Below are 20194 nucleotides of genomic sequence, written 5' to 3'. Positions count from 1 at the left end.
TCACGACCCGGCGCTGACCGGCGCCGGTCCCGCGGGGGCCGGGCGGCCGATGCGGCGTGCGAGCGGGACCAGACCGATGGCGAGCGCGCCCAGCAGACCGGCCAACGCGAAGGCGGTGAAGCCGAGTTGGTCGTTGCCACCGGCCGCGAGGGTGCCGCCGAGCCAGGGGCCGACCACCGCGCCGGTGCGGCCGATGCCGGTCACCCAGCCGATGCCGGTGGCGCGTTCGGCGGCCGGATAGACGCGGTTGGCGGCGGCGTAGACCATCACCTGGGCGCTGAAGAGCCAGACACCGGTGACGCCGACGACGACATAGGTGAGGGTGAGCGGCAGATGCGTGCCCAGGAGCAGCGCGCCGGCGGCGGTGAGCAGGAACCAGAGGGCGGAGACCTTGACCGGGCCGTAGCGGTCGGCGGTGCGGCCGGCGATCAGCATGCCGACGATGCCGCCCGCGTTGATGATGAGCAGGAAGCTGACCGAGGACGTGAGGCCGTATCCGGAGGCGCGCATCATCTGCGGCAGCCAGGTGCTGACGCCGTACACCAGGAGCAGACCGCAGAACGAGGCGAGCCAGAGGAGCGGGGTCGCCCAGCGCGCGCCGGGGCGGAAGAGGGCGAGGACCGCGGCCAGCCGCCCCTTGGCGCCTTGGGTCGGCGCGTCGGCGGGTACCGGGCGGGCCATGCCGTAGCGGTCGGCGACCGCGGCGGCCTCGGCGGTACGGCCCTTGGCGAGCAGTACGCCCGGGGATTCCGGCAGCAGCCGCAGCAGCAGCGGGGCGGCGACCACCACGGGCAGCACACCGGCCCAGAACACCCAGCGCCAGCCGAACGCGGGGGCGAGGGTGAGGCCCAGGCCCGTCGCGAACATGCCGCCCGCGTGATACGAGGTCATCAGCAGCCCGGTGGCCAGCGCGGCCCGGCGCGGCGGGGCGAACTCCATCACCATCGACAGGCAGATGGGCATCAGACCGCCGAGGCCGAGTCCGGCGAGGAACCGTCCGGCGCCGAACGGCCCGGGTGAGCCGGACAGCGCGCAGACCGCGGACCCGGCGGAGAACAGCAGCACGCTGGTGACCAGGACCGGGCGGCGGCCCAGCCAGTCGGTGAGGGTGCCGGTGCCGAGGGCGCCGATCAGCATGCCGAAGGTGGTCCAGCTGCCGATCGTGCCGGCCGTGCCCGGGGTGAGGCCGAGACCGGGGTCGTCGAGCATGTGCGGCATGACGGCGCCGTAGACGTTGACGTCCATGCCGTCGAAGAAGACGGCCAGCCAGCACAGCGCCAGGACGGGTGCGACGGAGCGGAAGGTATGGCGGGGGCCGGGGGCGGCGGCCGCGCCGGTGGAGGGCGGAGAACCGGGGTGGGACATGGGGACCTCGGATTCACGATTCGCGGAGTGCCGATCCGGCACCGGCGCGCACGGAGCGCACCTGAAGTTCGCCTGGTGAACTTTCGTTCGCGAAGTGGACGGCAGGATCATCTGCCCGAGTCCCGAGGCTGTCAATGGTTTGCGCGCGTCCTCAGTCGTCGCGCTTGCCGCCGGCGCCGTGGCCATCGCCAGGACCGTCGCCGTCGCCACGGGCATCGCCGCGGCCGTCACCCTCGCCGCGCTCATCGCCGTCCGCCGAGGCGTCGCCCTCCTCGCCGTCCCCCGCCTTCGCCCGCACCCGCCGGGCGATCTCCTCGCGCGCCGCGGCGGTGGCGACCGACGGCCACACCCGGTCGAGCGAGGCGTTCATCGCGGCCCCGACCAGCACCGCGAAGGCGGACACCCCGATCCACAGCAGTACGGCGACCGGCGCCGCCAACGAGCCGTAGATCGTGGGCCCCTCGACCGTCGAGGTGAGATAGAGCCGCAGCAGAAAGCTGCCGAGCACCCACATGCCGAGCGCGACCACCGCGCCGGGAATGTCCTCCGGCCAGGGCGAACGGACGGGCACCGACACGTGGTAGAGCGTGGTCAGGAAGGCGACCGACAGAATCAGGACGACCGGCCAGTACAGCGCCCGGATGATGTGCTCACTGCCCGGCAGCCAGCTCACGACGGTGTCGGGGCCGGCCACCATCAGCGGCAGCGCGACGGCACCGACGACCAGCGCGGCCAGGTACAGCGCGAACGACAGCAGCCGCGTCTTGACGATGCCCCGCCGCCCGTCGAGGCCGTACATGATCGTGATGGTGTCGACAAAGACATTCATCGCCCGGGAGCCGGACCACAGGGCGATGGCGAAGCCGATGGAGATGATGTCCGGGCGGCGGCCGGTGAACACATCGTTCAGCAGCGGCCGGGCGATCTCGTCCACGCCCTTTTCGGACAGCACGGTGCCGGCGGCGCTGAGGATGTGCTGCCGCACGCTGTCGATGGTGTCGTGCCCGATCCAGGCGTCCGTATAGCCGAGCACACCGAGCAGTCCGAGGATCAGCGGCGGCAGCGACAGCAGACACCAGAAGGCCGCCTCCGCGGCCAGACCGGTGACGCGGTAGCGCATGCAGGAGTTGACGATGTCCTTGAGCAGCAGCCAGGCCAGCCGACGCTTGGAAACATTGCGGTAGAGGACGCGGGCCCTGGTCAGACGGCCCGCGCGCTCGGTTGATTCGTTTGCCGGCTGCACCTCCTTACCGTATCTGGCATGGCAGCCACCACTCACACGGTCACGAACCAGCCCCCGCCGCTGGTCGGATACGACGTCTTCGCCGGCGACCCGGCGCTCACCGAAGGCATCACGCGGTATGTCGCCGACATCCGTCTCGACGAGGTACGGGAGGAATTGGGCAGGCTGGGGCAGGCGGCCGGCTCGGCGCACGCCCAGCGCTGGGGCGAGCAGGCGAATACGCATCCGCCGGTCCTGCGCACCCACGACCGCTACGGCCATCGCATCGACGAGGTGGAGTTCCACCCGGCCTGGCACCGGCTCCTCGGGCACGCCGTCTCGGCCGGCCTGACCGACGCCTGGTCCCGGCCGGACGGCCATGTCCGCCGCACCGCCGGCTTTCTCGTATGGACCCAGGCCGAGGCGGGGCACGGCTGCCCGCTGTCGATGACCCATGCGGCGGTGCCCGCGCTGCGCGCCGAGCCGGAGCTGGCGGCCGAGTGGGAGCCGCTGCTGACCTCGCGGATCTACGAGCGGGAGCTGCGGCCGGTCGCCGAGAAGGGGGGTGCGCTGGCGGGCATGGCGATGACGGAGAAACAGGGCGGCAGCGACGTACGGTCCAATACGACGCGCGCCGAGCCGCTGGCCGCACCCGGCGAATACGTACTGACCGGGCACAAGTGGTTCTGTTCGGCGCCGATGTCGGACGCCTTTGTGGTGCTGGCCCAGGCGCCCGGAGGACTCACCTGCTTTCTGCTGCCACGGGTGCTGCCGGACGGCAGCCGTAACGCCTTCCGTATCCAGCGGCTCAAGGACAAGCTCGGCAACCGCTCGAATGCCTCGGCGGAGGTCGAGTTCGACGGGCAGAGCTGGGCGCGCCGGGTCGGCGAGGAGGGGCGCGGGGTGGCGACGATCATCGAGATGGTCGCGGCGACCCGGCTGGACTGTGTCAGCGCGTCGGCCGCGGTGATGCGGCAGGCGGTCACCCAGGCGCTGCACCACGCCGCGTACCGGGAGGCGTTCGGCGACCGGCTGATCGACAAGCCGCTGATGCGCAATGTGCTGGCCGATCTGGCGCTGGAGTCGGAGGCGGCGACCACGCTCGCGCTGCGGCTGGCGGCGGCGTACGACGGCGGCACCGAGCGGGACCGGCACTTTCTGCGGCTGGCGGTCCCGACGGCGAAGTACTGGGTGACCAAGCGGTGCACACCGGCGGTGGCCGAGGCGCTGGAGTGTCTGGGCGGCAACGGCTATGTCGAGGAGTCGGGGCTGCCGCGGCTGCTGCGCGAGGCGCCGCTCAACTCGATCTGGGAGGGCTCCGGCAACGTCCAGGCGCTGGACGTCCTGCGGGCCCTGCGCCGCGAACCCGATGCGCTGAACGCCTTTCTGACCGAGATCGGCACGGCGCGCGGCGCGGACCACCGGCTGGACCGTGCGATCCGGGGGATGCTCACCGAACTCGCCGATCTGGAGGGCATCGAGGCCCGGGCCCGGCGCCTGGTGGAGCGGATGGCGCTGGTGCTCCAGGGCTCGCTGCTGGTGCGCCACGCACCACCCGAGGTCGCGGACGCGTTCTGCGCCTCCCGTCTCGGCGGCGACGCGGGCGCGGCGTTCGGGACGCTGCCGCACACGCTGGATCTTGCGGCGATCGTGGCGCGGGCGCGGCCGGTGGTGGAGGAGGAGGGCTGACGGCGGCAGCGGCGCCGGCCCAGAGGGGTCATCGGCGCGGCGGCGGCTCCCCGTCGCCTCGGGCCAATGCCGCGCGAGGGGACGGGGACAGGGGGTTACCGCCGCCGCGCCGGTCAGGGAGCGGTGCCGCGCCGACTCGGCGCCGCTCCCGGTATCAGGGGCCGCTGGGGCCTGGTCGCCAGGGCGGGTCCGGCACGGTGCGCCCACGCAGCGCCGCGTCGATGGCCACGATGACCTCGCCGTCCGGTGTGCCCGGCAGGAAGGTGACCAGCGCCCCGCGCGCCTCGTGGTAGCGCAGCACACGGCAGGCCTCGTCCGCGCCGGTCCACTCCTCCCCGCGCAGCACCACGACGAGGTCGGCGAAGGCGAGCGCGGGCAGCAGACCGCCGACGCCGGCCACCCGGTCCAGCAGGCGCGGGGTGCTGTCGATGACATAGCCCTCGACAGGCAGCGGCTGACGCCTGATCAGGACGTCGACCGCGGGCAGCCGGGGCACCCCGTAGTGGTCCGCGAGCCGTGCGGCACGCGCGATTCGTACCCCCTCGCTCGCTCCGATCAGCACCACACGCGGAGCAGCGGCCACCATGGTGAGCCCCCTCCCACACCGTGCCGATGTCGCGCGCGGCGGCCGATGGAATCCCCGGCGACAACCGGCGGGTTCTCCGACGGGTGACCGGCGAGCCCGCGGTGGCGAGACGCCATCGGCCGCACGCACCAGATTCCCCGTACGCGTCATAGGCCACAACGGTTGCAGTCCGTTGCAGTTCATCGCGGTCGATCTGGACAATGGCGCCTCCAGGACGGCCTGGTGACGGCACGATGGGCAGCGACCGGGCGACAGTGGCACAACGGAGAGCAGCGTGAGCGACAGACCGATCGACAGCGCCATCTGGTCGGCCCAGGACATCCGCGCGACCACCCGCCGCCTCGCCACGGCCCACGAGGCCGCGCTGTCGGGCGAGGCGCCGCCCGACCCGCCGCTGGACGCACCGCGCGCGGTCATCGGCGAATCCTGGCGCCGGGTACTGATCTCCGGCGTGGACCCGGACCGCGATCAGCCGCAACACCTGCTGTCCGTGGCGGAGTTGGAGCATCGTCGGCAGAAATCCCAGCTGACGGCGGTGCTGCCGGTGCTCAACGAGGGACTGCTGGCAGCCGCCGACGCCGCACAGCAGATCATGGTCGTCACCGACGCCGAGGGCCGGGTGCTGTGGCGGGAGGGCAGCGCGCCGGTCCGGCGGATGGCCGACCGGCTCGGCTTCGACAAGGGCGCCGACTGGACGGAGGAGGTCGTCGGCACCAACGCCATCGGCACCGCCCTGGTGGCCCGGCGCCCCGTGCTGGTGCACTCCGCCGAGCATTTCGTCCGCAGCCACCACCAGTGGACCTGTGCGGCGGCACCGCTCCACGACCCGCGCGACGGGCGCCTGTTGGGCACCGTGGACGTCAGCGGTCCGGCGCACACCTTCCACCCCACGACGCTCTCGCTGGTGTCCGCGGTCGCCCGGCTCGCGGAGGGCGAGCTGCGTACCCGCCATCACGCATCCCTGGAGCGGCTGCGGTCGAGCGCAGCGCCGGTGCTGGCGCGGATCGGCGGACGGGCGCTGGCCGTCGACCCGAGCGGCTGGACCGTGGGCGTGACGGGGATGACCCCGCCGGATCGGGTGGCGCTGCCCAAGGCGCCCGCGGCCGGGCCGCTGTGGCTGCCGCGGTACGGCATGTGCACCCTGGAGCCGCTGCCCGGCGGCTGGCTGATCCGCGTCGGCCGGCCGGAGCGGGACGTGGGGCCGGGCCGGGTCGTGCTGGATGTCAGCGGGCGCGACGGCTCGACGGTCACCGTCAGCGGGCCGGCCGGCAGCTGGTCGCACGAGCTGACCCCGCGCCATGCCGAGCTGCTGTTCGTGCTCGCCGCGCATCCGCAGGGCCGCACCGCCACCGAACTCGCCCAGGACCTGTTCGGGGACGGCAGCCGTACGGTCACGGTGCGCGCCGAGCTGTCCCGGCTGCGCCGCCATCTCGCGGGCGTACTGGCGCACCGGCCGTACCGCTTCGCCGACGGGGTGGAGGTGGAGCTTCGGCTGCCGTCGCGGCCCGCGCTGCTGCTGCCGCAGTCGTCGGCGCCGGCGGTGGCGGCGGCGCGGCGGGGGTGAGCGCCCTTCGGGGTGCGGGGCGGAAATAAATGCGGTGCGGGCGCCCATCCCGTTCTCGTAGGGTGGCCGCACTCTGAGGACAGCTCTCCAGAAGGACGTCGCAGAACGGGAGCAGCCCGCGCGTACGGCACGCGCGTGGTCAAACGAGTGGGCGACACGACAATCCGCGTTCACGCATGCCCACATGCCCTTCTGGAGGACCCTCCATGTCCGTAGGCCTTGGCCTTCCCATCGGCGACCCCGCACAGCTGCTGAGCTGGGCCCGGCGCGCCGAAGCCGCCCCGTTCACCACCGTCGCCCTGCTAGACCGGCTGGTGTTCGGCAACCCCGAGCCGCTGATCACCCTGGCCACCCTGGCCGGCGCCACCTCCCGGATCCGGCTGCAGACCGAGGTGCTGCTCGCCCCGCTGCACCGCACCACGCTCCTCGCCAAGCAGGCCGCCACGCTCGATCTGCTCTCCGGCTCCCGTTTCACCCTCGGCATCGGCATCGGCGGACGCGTCGACGACTACCTGGCCACCGGTGTCGATGTCCGCACCCGCGGCCGCCGGCTCGATGAGCAGATGGCCACCCTGCGGCACATCTGGTCCGGTGAGCCGCTCTCCGAGGACGTCGGCCCGATCGGCCCCGCCCCCGCCCGGCCCGGTGGGCCCGAGGTGCTGTTCGGCGGCTTCGTGCCCGCCGTGGTGGAGCGCGTCGCCCGCTGGGGCGACGGCTTTCTGGGCGCCGCGCTGCCGCCCCGGCAGATGGACGGGATGTTCCGCCAGGTGGAGACGGCCTGGTCCCGGGTCGGCCGTACGGGCCGGCCGCGGCTGCTGGCCCAGGTCAATGTGGCCCTCGGTCCGGAGGCGACCCTCGACCGCGCCCGCCAGGAGCTGCGCGCGTACTACCAGCCGGCCGACCACACCGAACACGTCGTGAAGGGGCTGCTCACCACCCGGGCGCAGATCCGCGAGGCGGTGGCCGCTTACCGGGCGATCGGCGCGGACGAGGTGATGCTCTACTGCTGGTCCCCGGATCCGGATCAGGTCGAGCGGCTGGCGGATACGGTGTTCACGGCCGAGTAGCCGCCGTTCACGGCCGAATAGCCGCTGTCGGCGGCACCGCGCCCCCGTAAGACCCGTGTGGGGCAGCTGTCCCTGGGGCGGCGGGGCCTGCCACCCGTTCGGGCCTCTGCCGTCGCCGCCGTCCCGGGCCCGGTCTAGCGTGCCCACCGGGGCCCCGTGCACCCCGGGGCGCGCGGCCCCGGGAGGTGAGCGATGAGCCCGACAGGCCAACCGGAGGCGGCGCAGGCATCCGAGGCGTCTCCGGAAGCGCCGGCCCCCGCGCGCCGGCCCCGGTGGGGCGTGCTGGCCCTGGTCGGTCTCGTCGGGTTCGGCATGCTGCGCCAGGGACTGTCCGACGAGGCGGACGGGCCGCCGCAGCCGGGAGCCGCCACCTCGCTCTTCCCCGGTGACCTGCCGCCCGACGGCCCGCCCCCGCCACCGCTGCCCCGCTCCGCCCCCTCCCGGGTGGTGATCCCCTCGCTCGCGGTGTCCGCCCCCGTGCTGCCGCTGGGCCTGGACAAGGACGGCTGGATCGAGGCCCCGCCGGCCGACGACCCCCGTCTCACGGGCTGGTACGAGGACGCGCCGTCCCCGGGCGAGCGCGGCACCGCCGTCCTCGTCGGGCATGTCGACGGTCTCAACGGGCCCGCCGTCTTCTACGGACTGGGCGCCCTGGAGAAGGGCCGGACGATCCGGGTGACCCGCGAGGACGGGCGGACCGCGGTCTTCGAGGTCTACGGCGTCCAGGTCTTCGACAAGCGGAACTTCCCCGCCCGGAAGGTCTACGCCGACACCGGCCGCCCCGAACTGCGCGTCCTGACCTGCGGTGGCACCTACTCTCCAGGCTCCGGCTACACAGGCAACGTGGTGGTCTTCGCCAGGATGACCACCAGTCCGGCGGAATCCGGTCAGTGACCGTTGTGAATGCGTGGTCTGCGTCACATCCGCGGTCATGAAAGGAATCGACCGGCACCGGACACGTACGGGACGTGGAATCCATGCTGAGGCAGGAGCTTGCCCGGGCCCGAGAGGCCCGCTACGAGGCGCTGATGCGCGTGGTGATGGAGCCGCTGCACCGATACCTGTTGCGCCGGGCGGACGCCGGCGCGGTCGACGACATCCTCGCGGAGACGATGCTTGTGCTGTGGCGCCGTCTAGAGGACGTGCCAGGGCTGGGGGCGGATCCGAAGATCGACCCTGACGACGTGCTGCCCTGGTGTTACGGCGTCGCCCGCGGTTGTCTGACCAACGCACACCGGGCGGAGCGGCGTCGGCTCCGGCTGGTGGAACGGCTGACGCGTACGGCACCGCCGCCGATGCCGGTGCCGGGGCCGGGGGAAGCCGACCACGCCGAACTGCACGCCACACTCGGCACGCTCGGCGCCCTGGACCGTGAGGTGGTGCTGCTCTGGGCATGGGAGGGGCTGCCGCCGCGCGCGATCGCCGAGGCGACCGGGCTGACCCCCAACGCCGTCAGCATCCGGTTGCACCGGACGAAGAAGAAACTCGCCTCGCTGCTCGACCGAAAGAACGGCGCCCACGCCGGACATGGCACAGGTGAAGGAAGGAGCAACCGGTGAACGACGACGAACTGCTCGCCCGGCTGAGGGCCATCGACCCGGCTCGGACCTCTCACGCTCCCCCACCCCACCTCGACCGCCTCCTGGAGGCCACCATGACCGCAGACACCAAGGCCCGCTCCACCGAAAACGGCTCGGGCGGACGCCGCCGGCACCTGGTGCTTGCCGCGGCAGCAGCCGCAGTGCTCGCCGTGGGAGGCGGCATCGCCTGGGGAATGGCGCCGACCAGCAATCCGTCGCCCTCGGCATCCTCGCCGTCCCCGGCCGGCCCGCTGACCCTGACCGTCCCGGAGGCGACCACCGCCAAGTGCGCCGCGGTCACGGTCGACACGCTGCGCAGCATGCAGACCGCATTCGAGGGCACGGCGACCTCCGTCAAGGGCAACCAGGTCGAACTCCGCGTGGACCACTGGTATCACGGCGGAGACGCCTCCATCGTCCGGCTCCGGAACGACACGGAGATGGTCCCGCTGCTCAGCGGGGTGGAGTTCAAGGTCGGCCGGCGCTACCTCGTCACCGCCGACGACGGCCGTGTCAGCCTGTGCGGCTACAGCGCCGAGGCCAACCCGCAGCTGCGCGCCCTCTACAACAAGGCGTATCCGCGGTAAGCACACCGGGGCGGGCGGCCGTGCGAGCTCTGGCGGGCCCGCTGAGGGGCGGGCCCGGAGAGGGGCATTCCACACGGTGAGCCGATGTCTCACAATTCGGATGTTCTCCGGTCGCGCCACCAGGGGGCAGGCCCCTGCCCCCTCCCTGCCGCCCCCTGGCCCGGATCCACCCCCCGCGCCCGTGTGTGATGTGCTGACCGCATGAGCATCTCGGTCACCACCTGGTATCTGGAGCAGACCTCTCGTGCCGACCTGTCCGCCGCACAGGAGCCGCCGGCCGAGCAGGGCGTCCGCATCCTCCGGGCCGAGGTGCCTTCGCCGGAATTCAGCCGCTTCCTCTATACGGCGGTCGGCGGGGATGTCACCTGGACCGACCGGCTGACCTGGTCGTACGCGCAGTGGGCGGAGTACCTCGGGCGGCCGGGGGTGGAGACCTGGGTCGCGTACGAGCGCGGCACGCCCGCCGGATTCATCGAGCTGGACGCGTCTCCGGACGGATCCGTGGAGATCGTCTACTTCGGGCTCGTCCCGGGCTTCCGGGGGCGCCGGATCGGCGGGCATCTGCTCGCGTACGGGATCGAGCGCGCCTGGGACCTGGCCGAGCACCGACCGGGACAGGCGCAGACCAAGCGGGTGTGGCTGCACACCTGCACCCAGGACGGTCCGCATGCGATGGCCAACTACCAGCGGCGCGGCTTCCGGCTCTACGACACCACGGTGACCGAGGAGCCCGATGTACCGGCTCCGGGACCCTGGCCCGGCGCGGGTCCGCTGACGCCCCACACACCCGCCGGAAAGTGACCCACGACACATCGTCTCGTCATACGAGACGATGGTGTCCGAATCCTGGATAACGGTGGACTGGCCGGAGAGCGTCGTGCCAGGCTTCCGTCATGTCTCGAGCTGGAATTGCCTTGGTGAGTCGGCGGCACGTCGACCTCGGCCGCATGTCCAGCGCCATTTGTCGGGCGGGCTGAGGCTGTATTCACCAGGGGCCTTCGGCCCCGGGCAGCGCCCAGCACCACCGCACTTCCCGCCGTCCCCATCGTCGTGGACGCGCTGAGACCCCACGACCCGCAGACCTCCTCCGACGCGTCGCCACGCGCCGTCTTTCGGTATGTCCGCGCAGGTCATCGTGGGTGCCCGGCGCCCAGGTCCGCATCCCTTGAGCCCGCCCAGAAGGACGTACACCCATGGCCGCCACCCCGGAAAGCCCCGCAGCCGCCACGACCCGCCGCAAGGCCGGACGCCACCGCGGCGAGGGCCAGTGGGCCGTTGGTCACTTCACGCCGCTCAACGGCAATGAGCAGTTCAAGAAGGACGACGACGGTCTCAATGTGCGGACACGCATTGAGACGATCTACTCCAAGGCCGGTTTCGACTCGATCGACCCCAACGACCTTCGCGGGCGGATGCGTTGGTGGGGCCTGTACACCCAGCGCAAGCCCGGGATCGACGGCGGCAAGACCGCGATCCTGGAGCCGGAGGAGCTCGACGACAAGTACTTCATGCTGCGGGTCCGCATCGACGGCGGGCGGCTGACCACCGAGCAGTTGCGCGTCATCGGCGAGATCTCGCAGGAGTTCGCGCGCGGCACCGCGGACCTCACCGACCGGCAGAACGTCCAGTACCACTGGATCCGGATCGAGGACGTACCGGAGATCTGGCAGCGGCTGGAGGCCGTCGGCCTGTCCACCACCGAGGCATGCGGTGACACACCCCGTGTCATCCTCGGCTCGCCGGTCGCCGGGATCGCCGAGGACGAGATCATCGACGGCACCCCGGTCATCGAGGAGATCCAGCGCCGGATCATCGGCAACCCCGCGTTCTCCAACCTGCCGCGCAAGTTCAAGTCCGCGGTCTCCGGCTCGCCGCTGCTGGACGTCGCGCACGAGATCAACGACATCTCGTTCGTCGGCGTCGAGCATCCCGAGCACGGTCCGGGCTTCGATGTGTGGGTCGGCGGCGGACTGTCGACCAACCCCAAGCTCGGTGTCCGGCTGGGCGCATGGGTCTCGCGCGAGGAGGCCGCCGATGTCTACGAAGGCGTCATCTCGATCTTCCGCGACTACGGCTACCGCCGGCTGCGCACCCGCGCCCGGCTGAAGTTCCTGGTCGCCGACTGGGGCACGGAGAAGTTCCGCCAGGTGCTGGAGGACGAGTACCTCAAGCGGAAGCTGACCGACGGGCCCGCTCCGGCGCAGCCCGGGCAGCAGTGGCGCGACCACGTCGGTGTGCACAAGCAGAAGGACGGCCGCTACTACGTGGGCTTCGCCCCGCGCGTCGGCCGGGTGGACGGCACCACCCTCACCAAGATCGCCGAACTCGCCGCGCAGCACGGCTCGGGCCGGCTGCGGACCACCGCCGAGCAGAAGATGATCGTGCTGGACATCGACGAGTCGCAGGTCGACTCGCTGGTCTCCGGTCTGGAGTCGCTCGACCTGCGGGTCAAGCCGTCCCCGTTCCGGCGCGGCACGATGGCCTGCACCGGCATCGAGTTCTGCAAGCTGGCGATCGTCGAGACCAAGGGCCGTGGCGCCTCGCTGATCGACGAACTGGAGCGCCGGCTCCCTGAGTTCGACGAGCCGATCACCATCAACATCAACGGCTGCCCCAACGCCTGCGCCCGTATCCAGGTCGCGGACATCGGCCTCAAGGGTCAGCTGGTCCTGGACGACAACGGCAACCAGGTCGAGGGCTACCAGGTGCACCTGGGCGGTGCGCTCGGGCTGGAGGCCGGGTTCGGCCGCAAGGTCCGCGGTCTGAAGGTCACCGCCGACGAACTGCCCGACTACGTCGAGCGGGTGGTGCGCAACTTCCAGGAGCAGCGCACCGAGGGCGAGCGGTTCGCCCAGTGGGCGGCCCGTGCGGAAGAGGGTGCGCTGAAGTGAGCGAACGCGCCGCACCCTTCTACTGCCCGTACTGCGGGGACGAGGACCTGCGGCCTTCGGAGGACGAAGGCCACGGTGCTTGGGAATGCCGGTCCTGCAGCCGCGCGTTCCGGCTGAAGTTCCTGGGCCTGCTGGCCCCGGGACGGACCGGACATTCCCCCGCCGCTTCCCCCGGAGGTGAGTCGTGACCACCCCTACCACCGCTGCCGACCTTCAGCAGCTCGCCGAGCAGGCGGGCCGTGACCTGGAGGACGCGCCGGCCCTGGAAATCCTCAAGTGGGCCGCCGAGACGTTCGGTCCGCGCTTCTGCGTCACCTCGTCCATGGAGGACGCGGTCGTCGCGCACCTGGCGTCGCGGGCGTTCCCCGGCGTGGACGTGGTCTTCCTGGACACCGGCTACCACTTCCCGGAAACCATCGGGACGCGGGACGCGGTGGCCGAGGTGATGGACGTCAACGTCATCACCCTGACTCCCCGTCAGACGGTGGCCGAGCAGGACGCCGAGTACGGACCGAAGCTGCACGACCGCGACCCCGACCTGTGCTGCGCACTGCGCAAGGTCAAGCCCCTCGAAGAGGGTCTGACCGGCTACGACGCATGGGCCACGGGCCTGCGCCGGGACGAGTCGCCCACCCGGGCGAACACCCCGGTCGTCGGCTGGGACCCCAAGCGCCGAAAGGTCAAGGTCTCGCCGATCGCCCGCTGGACGCAGGCCGACGTGGACGCGTATGTGACCGAGCACGGTGTACTCACCAACCCGCTGCTGATGGACGGCTATGCCTCCGTCGGCTGCGCACCCTGCACCCGCCGGGTGCAGGCGGGCGAGGACATACGGGCCGGCCGCTGGGCCGGCAGCAACAAGACCGAGTGCGGGCTGCACGGATGACAGAGCATCAGGAGAGAGCAATGACGGGCGCCACGATCTGGCTGACCGGTCTGCCGAGCGCGGGCAAGACGACCATCGCGCACGAGCTGGCCGGCCGGCTGCGCGGCGAGGGCCACGCCGTCGAGGTGCTCGACGGCGACGAGATCCGCGAGTTCCTCTCCGCGGGCCTCGGTTTCACCCGCGAGGACCGGCACACCAACGTCCAGCGCATCGGCTTCGTGGCCGAGCTGCTGGCGAGCAACGGCGTCAAGGCGCTGGTGCCGGTGATCGCGCCGTACGAGGACAGCCGCGAGGCGGTCCGGGGGCGCCACCAGACCGAGGGCACCGCGTACGTGGAGGTGCATGTGGCCACCCCGGTCGAGGTCTGCTCCGAGCGTGATGTGAAGGGTCTGTACGCCAAGCAGGCGGCCGGCGAGATCTCCGGTCTGACCGGCGTGGACGACCCCTACGAGCAGCCCCGATCGCCCGATCTGCGCATCGAGTCGCACACCCAGACCGTGCAGGAGTCCGCAGCCGCGCTGCACGCGCTGCTCGTCGAAAGGGGACTGGCGTGACCACCGCGACCGTTCTGACCGAGACCGGCGGCGACTCGGGGGGCGACAACCTCTACGCACTGTCGCACCTGGACGCCCTGGAGTCCGAGGCGGTGCACATCTTCCGCGAGGTGGCGGGCGAGTTCGAGCGGCCGGTGATCCTGTTCTCCGGTGGCAAGGACTCCATCGTCATGCTGCACCTGGCGCTGAAGGCGTTCGCGCCGGCCGCGGTGCCGTTCTCGCTGCTGCACGTCGACACCGGGCACAACTTCCCCGAGGTCCTCGACTACCGCGACCGCACCGTCGAGCGGCACGGCCTGCGGCTGCATGTCGCCTCCGTGCAGGAGTTCATCGACCGCGGTGAGCTGCGCGAGCGGCCCGACGGCACCCGTAATCCGCTGCAGACCGTGCCACTGCTGGACGCCATCGAGAAGAACCGCTTCGACGCGGTCTTCGGCGGCGGCCGGCGCGACGAGGAGAAGGCACGCGCCAAGGAGCGGGTCTTCTCGCTGCGCGACGAGTTCGGCGGCTGGGACCCGCGCCGCCAGCGCCCCGAGCTGTGGCAGCTCTACAACGGCAAGCACTCCCCCGGCGAACACGTCCGCGTCTTCCCGCTCTCCAACTGGACCGAGCTGGACGTATGGCAGTACATCGCCCGCGAGAAGATCGAACTGCCCGCCATCTACTACGCCCACGAGCGTGAGGTCTTCGCCCGCAACGGGATGTGGCTGGCGCCCGGTGAGTGGGGCGGCCCCAAGGACAGCGAGCGCCTGGAGACCCGGCAGGTGCGCTACCGCACGGTCGGCGACATGTCCTGCACCGGCGCGGTCGACTCCGACGCCGAGACCATCGAGGCCGTCATCGCGGAGATCGCCGCGTCCCGGCTGACCGAACGGGGCGCCACCCGGGCCGACGACAAGATGTCCGAGGCCGCTATGGAGGACCGCAAGCGCGAGGGGTACTTCTAACCATGAGCACGATCAATACCGTGGACGCGGGTGCCACCTCACTGCTGCGTTTCGCCACCGCCGGGTCCGTGGACGACGGCAAGTCGACCCTGGTGGGCCGGCTGCTGCACGACTCCAAGTCGGTGCTCGCCGACCAGCTGGAGGCCGTCGAGCACGCCTCCCGCAACCGCGGACAGGAGGCGCCCGACCTGGCGCTGCTGACCGACGGGCTGCGCGCCGAGCGCGAGCAGGGCATCACCATCGACGTCGCCTACCGCTACTTCGCCACCCCCAGGCGCCGCTTCATCCTCGCCGACACCCCCGGCCATGTGCAGTACACCCGCAACATGGTCACCGGCGCCTCCACCGCCGAGCTGGCCGTGGTGCTGGTCGACGCCCGCAACGGTGTCGTCGAGCAGACCCGCCGGCACGCCGCGGTCGCCGCGCTGCTGCGCGTCCCGCATGTCGTCCTGGCCGTCAACAAGATGGACCTGGTCGACTACGCCGAGCCCGTCTTCGCCACCATCGCCGAGGAGTTCACCACGTACGCCGCCTCGCTCGGCGTCCCGGAGATCACCGCCATCCCGATCTCGGCGCTGGCCGGTGACAACGTCGTGACGGCGTCCGCCCATATGGACTGGTACGGCGGACCGACCGTGCTGGAGCACCTGGAGACCGTGCCCGTCGTCGCCGACCCGTCGGACGACCCCGGCCGTTTCCCGGTCCAGTACGTCATCCGGCCGCAGACCGCCGAGCACCCCGACTACCGCGGCTACGCGGGCCAGATCGCCTCCGGTGTGCTGCGCGTCGGCGACGCCGTCACCGTCCTGCCCTCGGGCCGTACGAGCACCATCGAGGCGATCGACGCACTCGGCCAGGCCGTGGACGTCGCCTGGGCGCCGCAGTCGGTGACCGTCCGGCTCACCGATGACCTGGACATCTCGCGCGGTGACCTGATCGCCCCGACCGCCACGGCGCCGTCGGTGTCCCAGGACATCGAGGCCACCATCTGCCATGTCGCCGACCGGCCGCTGACCGTCGGCCAGCGGGTGCTGCTCAAGCACACCACCCGCACGGTCAAGGCGATCGTCAAGGACATCCCGTCCCGGCTGACGCTGGACGACCTGTCCCAGCACCCGGCGCCCGGTGAGCTGGTCGCCAACGACATCGGACGGATCGTGGTCCGTACGGCCGAACCGCTGGCTCTGGACGCCTACGCCGACTCCCGGCGCACCGGTTCGTTCCTGCTGATCGACCCGGCGGACGGTACGACGCTGACCGCGGGAATGGCGGGCACCGCCTTCGCGGAGGCGGTGGCCGACGCCGCGCCGGCCGACGCGGCGGACGACGAGGGATGGGACTTCTGATCATGCTCAAGGACATGTTCTCGACCTTCGCGAAGGAGGGCGGCCGCATCGGCAGCGGCGCCCTGGGGAGCGGCCAGGGCGGAGTCGGCCGATGTGTGTGCTGACGATGCTCGACTCCGTGCCCCCCACACCACCCTTCCGAAGATCCATAGCTCCGCCGGGCGCGCCTTAACAGGGCGCGTACTGCCCCGGCCCTCCGAGAGGAACTCCTCCCGTGTCTGCCGTTCGACACCGCCTGCTGGCGGCCGCCGCCACCGTCCCGCTCCTGATCGGCGCGCTGGGCGCCTGCGGCTACGGCTCCGAGGCCAAGAAGGACACTTCGTCCGGCGTCGCGCCCAAGGGCGCGAAGACCGACGGACTTGATCAGGTGAAGATCGGGTTCTTCGGCAACACCACCCACGCCACTCCCCTGATCGGCCTCCAGAAGGGCCTGTTCCAGAAGGAACTGGGCGGCACCGCGGTGAAGTCCTCCGTGTTCAACGCGGGCCCCGCGGAGATCGAGGCGCTCAACTCGGACGCCATCGACATCGGCTGGATCGGCCCCTCCCCCTCGATCAACGGCTACGCCAAGTCGCACGGCAAGAGCCTGAAGATCATCTCCGGCTCGGCCTCCGGCGGTGTCTCGCTCGTGGTCAACCCCAAGAAGATCAAGAGCCTGAACGATCTCAAGGGCAAGACGATCGCGACCCCGCAGCTGGGCAACACCCAGGACGTCGCGCTGCTGAACTACCTTGCCGAGAAGGGCTACAAGGTCGACGCCACCACCGGCAAGGGTGATGTCACCGTTCAGCGCACCGACAACAAGGTGACGCCGACCGCCTTCGAGCAGGGCTCCATCGACGGTGCGTGGGTGCCCGAGCCCACCGCTTCCAAGCTCGTCGCCCAGGGCGGCAAGACGATCCTGGACGAGAAGAAGCTGTGGAAGGACGGGAAGTTCGTCATCACGAACGTGATCGTCTCGCAGAAGTTCCTCAAGGAGCACCCGAAGGCCGTCGAGGCGGTGCTGCGTGCCTCGGTGAAGACCAACGCCTGGATCCGTACGCACCCGGCCGAGGCGAAGAAGGCGCTCAACGCCAAGCTCGCCGATCCGCAGATCGCCGGCAAGGCGCTGCCGGAGAACGTGATCGACCCGGCGTTCCGGAACATCGACGTCACCGATGACCCGCTGGCCGCCACCCTCCAGCAGGAGGCGGACCACGCCGTCAAGGCGGGCCTGCTGAAGGCTCCCGACCTCAAGGGCATCTACGACCTCACGCTGCTGAACAAGGTGCTCAAGTCCGAGGGCAAGCAGCCGGTCGACGACGCCGGTCTCGGCAGCAAGTAGCCCTCGCAGCTCCGCACTCCCCCAGGAGGTGACACCGATGACGACCACCACGCTCACCAAGCAGCAGCCCGCCACGGCGGACACGGGCACCACCGTGCCGTACGCGGCTCGCATCGACCATGTCTCGAAGTCGTTCGGCCGCCCCGGCGCGCAGCAGCAGGTGCTGGACGACATCAGCATCGATGTGGCACCCGGCGAATTCGTCTGCCTCCTGGGGGCCTCGGGCTGCGGAAAGTCCACCCTGCTCAACCTCGTGGCCGGCCTCGACGCGCCGTCCGCCGGCGCCATCGAAACGCCCGGCGGGCGGCCGGCCCTGATGTTCCAGGAGCACGCGCTGTTCCCGTGGCTGACCGCGGGCCGCAACATCGAACTGGCGCTGCGGCTGCGCGGGGTGCCGCGCGCGGAGCGCCGCGACGAGGCCGAGCGGCTGCTCGAACTCGTCCGTCTCAAGGGCGCGTACGGCAAGCGGGTGCACGAGCTGTCGGGCGGTATGCGCCAGCGCGTCGCGATGGCCCGTGCGCTCGCCCAGGACAGCCAACTGCTGCTGATGGACGAGCCGTTCGCCGCGCTCGACGCGATCACCCGTGACGTCCTGCACGACGAGCTGACCCGCATCTGGGCTGCATCCAAAAGCGACTCCGCCGCGGGAACGAACCTCTCGGTCCTCTTCGTCACCCACAACGTCCGCGAGGCCGTGCGGCTGGCCCAGCGGGTGGTGCTGCTGTCCTCCCGGCCCGGCCGGATCGCCCGCGAGTGGCAGGTGGACATCCCGCAGCCGCGCCGTATCGAGGACTCCGCGGTCGCCGACCTTTCCATCGAGATCACCGAACAGCTCCGTGGGGAGATCCGCCGCCATGGCCAGCACTGAAACCGAGGCCCAGTCCACCGCCGCACCGGCCGGTGACGACACCACGGCAGGCACCACCGTCACCAAGGCCGGTGTCGCCTCCGGTGACCTCGCCGGCCTGGAGGCCGGGCTCGATGCCCTCGAATCCACGGTCGTCGCCCGGCAGCCGTGGCTGCGTACCACCGCGTCGAAGGCGCTCCCTCCCGTCGTCGCCCTCGCGATCGTGCTCGCGCTGTGGCAGCTCGCGTACCACTTCGAGCTGAAGCCGCACTATCTGCTGCCGAGCCCGGTGGACGTCGGCCGCTCGCTCCAGCAGAAGTGGCTCGAAGGCACGCTGCTGAACTTCGTGTGGACCAGCGTCTCGCGCGGCGCCCTCGGCTTCCTGGCCTCGGTCGCCATCGGTACGGTGCTCGGGCTGATCGTTGCCCAGGTCAAGGCCGTACGGGCGGCGATCGGGCCGATCCTGAGTGGTCTGCAGTCCCTGCCCTCCGTGGCCTGGGTCCCGGCAGCGATCATCTGGTTCGGGCTGAGCGACGCCACGATCTACGCGGTGGTGCTGCTCGGCGCCGTCCCCTCCATCGCCAACGGCCTGGTGGCGGGCGTCGACCAGATCTCTCCGCTCTATCTGCGTGCCGGCCGCACCATCGGCGCGACGGGGCCGGCCGGGGTACGGCATGTGCTGCTGCCGGCCGCGTTGCCCGGCTATATCGCCGGCCTCAAGCAGGGCTGGGCGTTCTCCTGGCGTTCCCTGATGGCCGCCGAACTCATCGTCAACGCGCCCGATCTGGGCACCGGCCTGGGCCAGCTCCTGGAGCAGGGCCGCGAACTGCAGGACATGTCCTGGGTGCTGGCCGCGATTCTGCTGATCCTGATCGTCGGTATCGGCATCGAGCTGCTGATCTTCGCGCCGATCGAGCGGCGGGTGCTGCGCAGCCGCGGCCTCCTCGTGAAGAGCTGAGCCATGGACGCACGCCCCACTCTTCTCGTCATCGCCCACGGCAGCCGCGACCCGCGGCACGCGGCGACCGTCTCCGCGCTGTGCGCGCGGGTCCGGGCGCTGCGGCCGGGGCTGCGGGTCGAGGTCGGTTATCTCGACTTCAACGCGCCCCGGGTGCCCCGGGTGCTGGAGCGCCTGTCCGGCGAGGGCGTGCGGGATGTGGTGGCGCTGCCGCTCCTCCTCACGCGTGCTTTCCACGCGAAGTCCGACATCCCGGCGGTACTGCGGGAGGCCGCTGCGCGGCTGCCGCTGCTGACGGTCCGTCAGGCCGAGGTGCTCGGCCCTTCCACCCTCCTGACCGCCGCCCTGGAGCGGCGGCTGGAGGAGGCCGGGCTGCGGCCCGGCGACCGCCGCTCGACCGGGGTCGTGCTGGCCTCGGCGGGCTCCTCAGACCCGGAGGCGATCGCAGTGATCGCTGAAATCGCGCGGGAGTGGCGGCGCACCGCTGGTTGGTGTGCCGTGCGACCTGCGTTCGCCTCCGCATCCCTTCCCCGCACGGCCGACGCCGTGCGGGCCCTGCGGGCCGAAGGCGCCCACCGGGTGGCCGTCGCCCCGTACGTCATCGCCCCCGGCTTCCTCCCCGACCGCATCGCCGCCGGGGCCCGCGAGGCCCGCGCCGACATCCTCGCCCCCGTCCTCGGCCCCGCTCCCGAGCTGGCCCGGCTGCTGCTCCGGCGCTACGACCGGTCGGTCATGGCCGTCGCCCGCGGTCAAGCGGCGGCGCTGACCGCCTGAGGGCGAT

The 20194-nt window shown here is 71.5% G+C and carries 21 protein-coding genes; 18 read left to right on the top strand and 3 right to left on the bottom strand.

Features of this window, described 5'->3' with window-relative positions; translation table 11 throughout:
* Together KI385_RS34510 and KI385_RS34505 are read right to left on the bottom strand one after the other, a co-directional pair.
* A complete protein-coding gene (locus tag KI385_RS34510) occupies positions 1–1365 on the bottom strand; it encodes an MFS transporter (protein ID WP_238575973.1) in 1365 nt (454 codons plus the stop codon).
* A gap of 151 nt (positions 1366–1516) precedes the next feature.
* Positions 1517–2608 (bottom strand): YihY/virulence factor BrkB family protein, encoded by a 1092-nt coding sequence (locus tag KI385_RS34505; protein ID WP_238575972.1) that lies wholly within the window; start codon positions 2606–2608, stop codon positions 1517–1519.
* An 18-nt stretch (positions 2609–2626) separates the two neighbouring features.
* Here KI385_RS34505 and KI385_RS34500 point away from each other — a divergent pair, with 18 nt between their 5' ends.
* Positions 2627–4276, top strand: a complete 1650-nt coding sequence (locus KI385_RS34500; RefSeq protein ID WP_238575971.1) for an acyl-CoA dehydrogenase family protein — start codon at positions 2627–2629, stop codon at positions 4274–4276.
* A gap of 154 nt (positions 4277–4430) precedes the next feature.
* Here the strand turns inward: KI385_RS34500 and KI385_RS34495 are convergent, their stop codons facing one another.
* A complete protein-coding gene (locus KI385_RS34495) occupies positions 4431–4862 on the bottom strand; it encodes a hypothetical protein (RefSeq protein WP_238575970.1) in 432 nt (143 codons plus the stop codon).
* A 274-nt stretch (positions 4863–5136) separates the two neighbouring features.
* Between KI385_RS34495 and KI385_RS34490 the strand changes: the two genes are divergently transcribed.
* From KI385_RS34490 to KI385_RS34410, 17 genes are all read left to right on the top strand, one after another.
* Positions 5137–6426: a GAF domain-containing protein gene (locus KI385_RS34490; protein WP_238575969.1), complete on the top strand. Its 1290-nt coding sequence runs from the start codon at positions 5137–5139 to the stop codon at positions 6424–6426.
* A 206-nt stretch (positions 6427–6632) separates the two neighbouring features.
* Positions 6633–7493, top strand: coding sequence for an LLM class flavin-dependent oxidoreductase (locus tag KI385_RS34485; RefSeq protein ID WP_238575968.1), 861 nt, complete (start codon positions 6633–6635; stop codon positions 7491–7493).
* A gap of 192 nt (positions 7494–7685) precedes the next feature.
* Positions 7686–8387 (top strand): class F sortase, encoded by a 702-nt coding sequence (locus tag KI385_RS34480; RefSeq protein WP_238575967.1) that lies wholly within the window; start codon positions 7686–7688, stop codon positions 8385–8387.
* Between the two features lie 83 nt (positions 8388–8470).
* The gene (locus tag KI385_RS34475) at positions 8471–9052 is read left to right on the top strand and encodes an RNA polymerase sigma factor (RefSeq protein WP_238575966.1); all 582 of its coding nucleotides are present in this window, start codon (positions 8471–8473) and stop codon (positions 9050–9052) included.
* Positions 9049–9660: a hypothetical protein gene (locus KI385_RS34470; protein WP_238575965.1), complete on the top strand. Its 612-nt coding sequence runs from the start codon at positions 9049–9051 to the stop codon at positions 9658–9660. The genes KI385_RS34475 and KI385_RS34470 overlap by 4 nt, the downstream gene beginning before the upstream one ends.
* 201 nt (positions 9661–9861) lie before the next feature.
* The gene (locus KI385_RS34465; protein WP_238575964.1) at positions 9862–10461 is read left to right on the top strand and encodes a GNAT family N-acetyltransferase; all 600 of its coding nucleotides are present in this window, start codon (positions 9862–9864) and stop codon (positions 10459–10461) included.
* A gap of 92 nt (positions 10462–10553) precedes the next feature.
* Positions 10554–10637, top strand: a complete 84-nt coding sequence (locus KI385_RS44715; RefSeq protein ID WP_350257049.1) for a putative leader peptide — start codon at positions 10554–10556, stop codon at positions 10635–10637.
* 216 nt (positions 10638–10853) lie between these two features.
* Positions 10854–12551, top strand: a complete 1698-nt coding sequence (locus KI385_RS34460) for a nitrite/sulfite reductase (protein ID WP_238575963.1) — start codon at positions 10854–10856, stop codon at positions 12549–12551.
* Positions 12548–12739: a hypothetical protein gene (locus tag KI385_RS34455; protein ID WP_238575962.1), complete on the top strand. Its 192-nt coding sequence runs from the start codon at positions 12548–12550 to the stop codon at positions 12737–12739. The genes KI385_RS34460 and KI385_RS34455 overlap by 4 nt, the downstream gene beginning before the upstream one ends.
* The gene (locus tag KI385_RS34450; RefSeq protein ID WP_238575961.1) at positions 12736–13437 is read left to right on the top strand and encodes a phosphoadenylyl-sulfate reductase; all 702 of its coding nucleotides are present in this window, start codon (positions 12736–12738) and stop codon (positions 13435–13437) included. The genes KI385_RS34455 and KI385_RS34450 overlap by 4 nt, the downstream gene beginning before the upstream one ends.
* 20 nt (positions 13438–13457) lie before the next feature.
* A complete protein-coding gene (gene cysC, locus KI385_RS34445; RefSeq protein WP_238575960.1) occupies positions 13458–13991 on the top strand; it encodes an adenylyl-sulfate kinase in 534 nt (177 codons plus the stop codon).
* Positions 13988–14938: a sulfate adenylyltransferase subunit CysD gene (gene cysD, locus KI385_RS34440; protein ID WP_238575959.1), complete on the top strand. Its 951-nt coding sequence runs from the start codon at positions 13988–13990 to the stop codon at positions 14936–14938. Before cysC ends, cysD begins: the two co-directional genes overlap by 4 nt.
* A 2-nt stretch (positions 14939–14940) precedes the next feature.
* Positions 14941–16284, top strand: a complete 1344-nt coding sequence (locus KI385_RS34435) for a sulfate adenylyltransferase subunit 1 (RefSeq protein ID WP_238575958.1) — start codon at positions 14941–14943, stop codon at positions 16282–16284.
* Positions 16285–16498: 214 nt separating this feature from the next.
* On the top strand, positions 16499–17608 hold the full coding sequence (locus tag KI385_RS34425) for an aliphatic sulfonate ABC transporter substrate-binding protein (RefSeq protein WP_128507407.1): 1110 nt from the start codon (positions 16499–16501) through the stop codon (positions 17606–17608).
* Between the two features lie 37 nt (positions 17609–17645).
* Entirely contained in the window at positions 17646–18476 is an 831-nt protein-coding gene (locus tag KI385_RS34420; RefSeq protein WP_238575957.1) for an ABC transporter ATP-binding protein, read from the top strand.
* Entirely contained in the window at positions 18463–19413 is a 951-nt protein-coding gene (locus KI385_RS34415) for an ABC transporter permease (protein ID WP_238575956.1), read from the top strand. Before KI385_RS34420 ends, KI385_RS34415 begins: the two co-directional genes overlap by 14 nt.
* 3 nt (positions 19414–19416) lie before the next feature.
* The gene (locus KI385_RS34410; RefSeq protein ID WP_238575955.1) at positions 19417–20187 is read left to right on the top strand and encodes a sirohydrochlorin chelatase; all 771 of its coding nucleotides are present in this window, start codon (positions 19417–19419) and stop codon (positions 20185–20187) included.
* The last annotated feature ends 7 nt before the right edge of the window (positions 20188–20194 follow it).

Origin of the sequence: Streptomyces inhibens, assembly GCF_022221585.1 — a bacterium.
Classification (GTDB): domain Bacteria; phylum Actinomycetota; class Actinomycetes; order Streptomycetales; family Streptomycetaceae; genus Streptomyces; species Streptomyces inhibens.
Note: the sequence above shows the minus strand (reverse complement) of the source record. Positions and strands in the feature narration are given on the sequence as shown.

Bases quoted from the DNA above. Each gene is read 5' to 3' on its own strand.
- KI385_RS34510 (WP_238575973.1), bottom strand. From the start codon at position 1,365: ATGTCCCACCCCGGTTCTCCGCCCTCCACCGGCGCGGCCGCCGCCCCC.
- KI385_RS34500 (WP_238575971.1), top strand. From the start codon at position 2,627: ATGGCAGCCACCACTCACACGGTCACGAACCAGCCCCCGCCGCTGGTC.
- KI385_RS34495 (WP_238575970.1), bottom strand. From the start codon at position 4,862: ATGGTGGCCGCTGCTCCGCGTGTGGTGCTGATCGGAGCGAGCGAGGGG.
- KI385_RS34485 (WP_238575968.1), top strand. From the start codon at position 6,633: ATGTCCGTAGGCCTTGGCCTTCCCATCGGCGACCCCGCACAGCTGCTG.
- KI385_RS34480 (WP_238575967.1), top strand. From the start codon at position 7,686: ATGAGCCCGACAGGCCAACCGGAGGCGGCGCAGGCATCCGAGGCGTCT.
- KI385_RS34475 (WP_238575966.1), top strand. From the start codon at position 8,471: ATGCTGAGGCAGGAGCTTGCCCGGGCCCGAGAGGCCCGCTACGAGGCG.
- KI385_RS34465 (WP_238575964.1), top strand. From the start codon at position 9,862: ATGAGCATCTCGGTCACCACCTGGTATCTGGAGCAGACCTCTCGTGCC.
- KI385_RS44715 (WP_350257049.1), top strand. From the start codon at position 10,554: ATGTCTCGAGCTGGAATTGCCTTGGTGAGTCGGCGGCACGTCGACCTC.
- KI385_RS34460 (WP_238575963.1), top strand. From the start codon at position 10,854: ATGGCCGCCACCCCGGAAAGCCCCGCAGCCGCCACGACCCGCCGCAAG.
- cysC (WP_238575960.1), top strand. From the start codon at position 13,458: ATGACGGGCGCCACGATCTGGCTGACCGGTCTGCCGAGCGCGGGCAAG.
- KI385_RS34435 (WP_238575958.1), top strand. From the start codon at position 14,941: ATGAGCACGATCAATACCGTGGACGCGGGTGCCACCTCACTGCTGCGT.
- KI385_RS34420 (WP_238575957.1), top strand. From the start codon at position 17,646: ATGACGACCACCACGCTCACCAAGCAGCAGCCCGCCACGGCGGACACG.
- KI385_RS34415 (WP_238575956.1), top strand. From the start codon at position 18,463: ATGGCCAGCACTGAAACCGAGGCCCAGTCCACCGCCGCACCGGCCGGT.
- KI385_RS34410 (WP_238575955.1), top strand. From the start codon at position 19,417: ATGGACGCACGCCCCACTCTTCTCGTCATCGCCCACGGCAGCCGCGAC.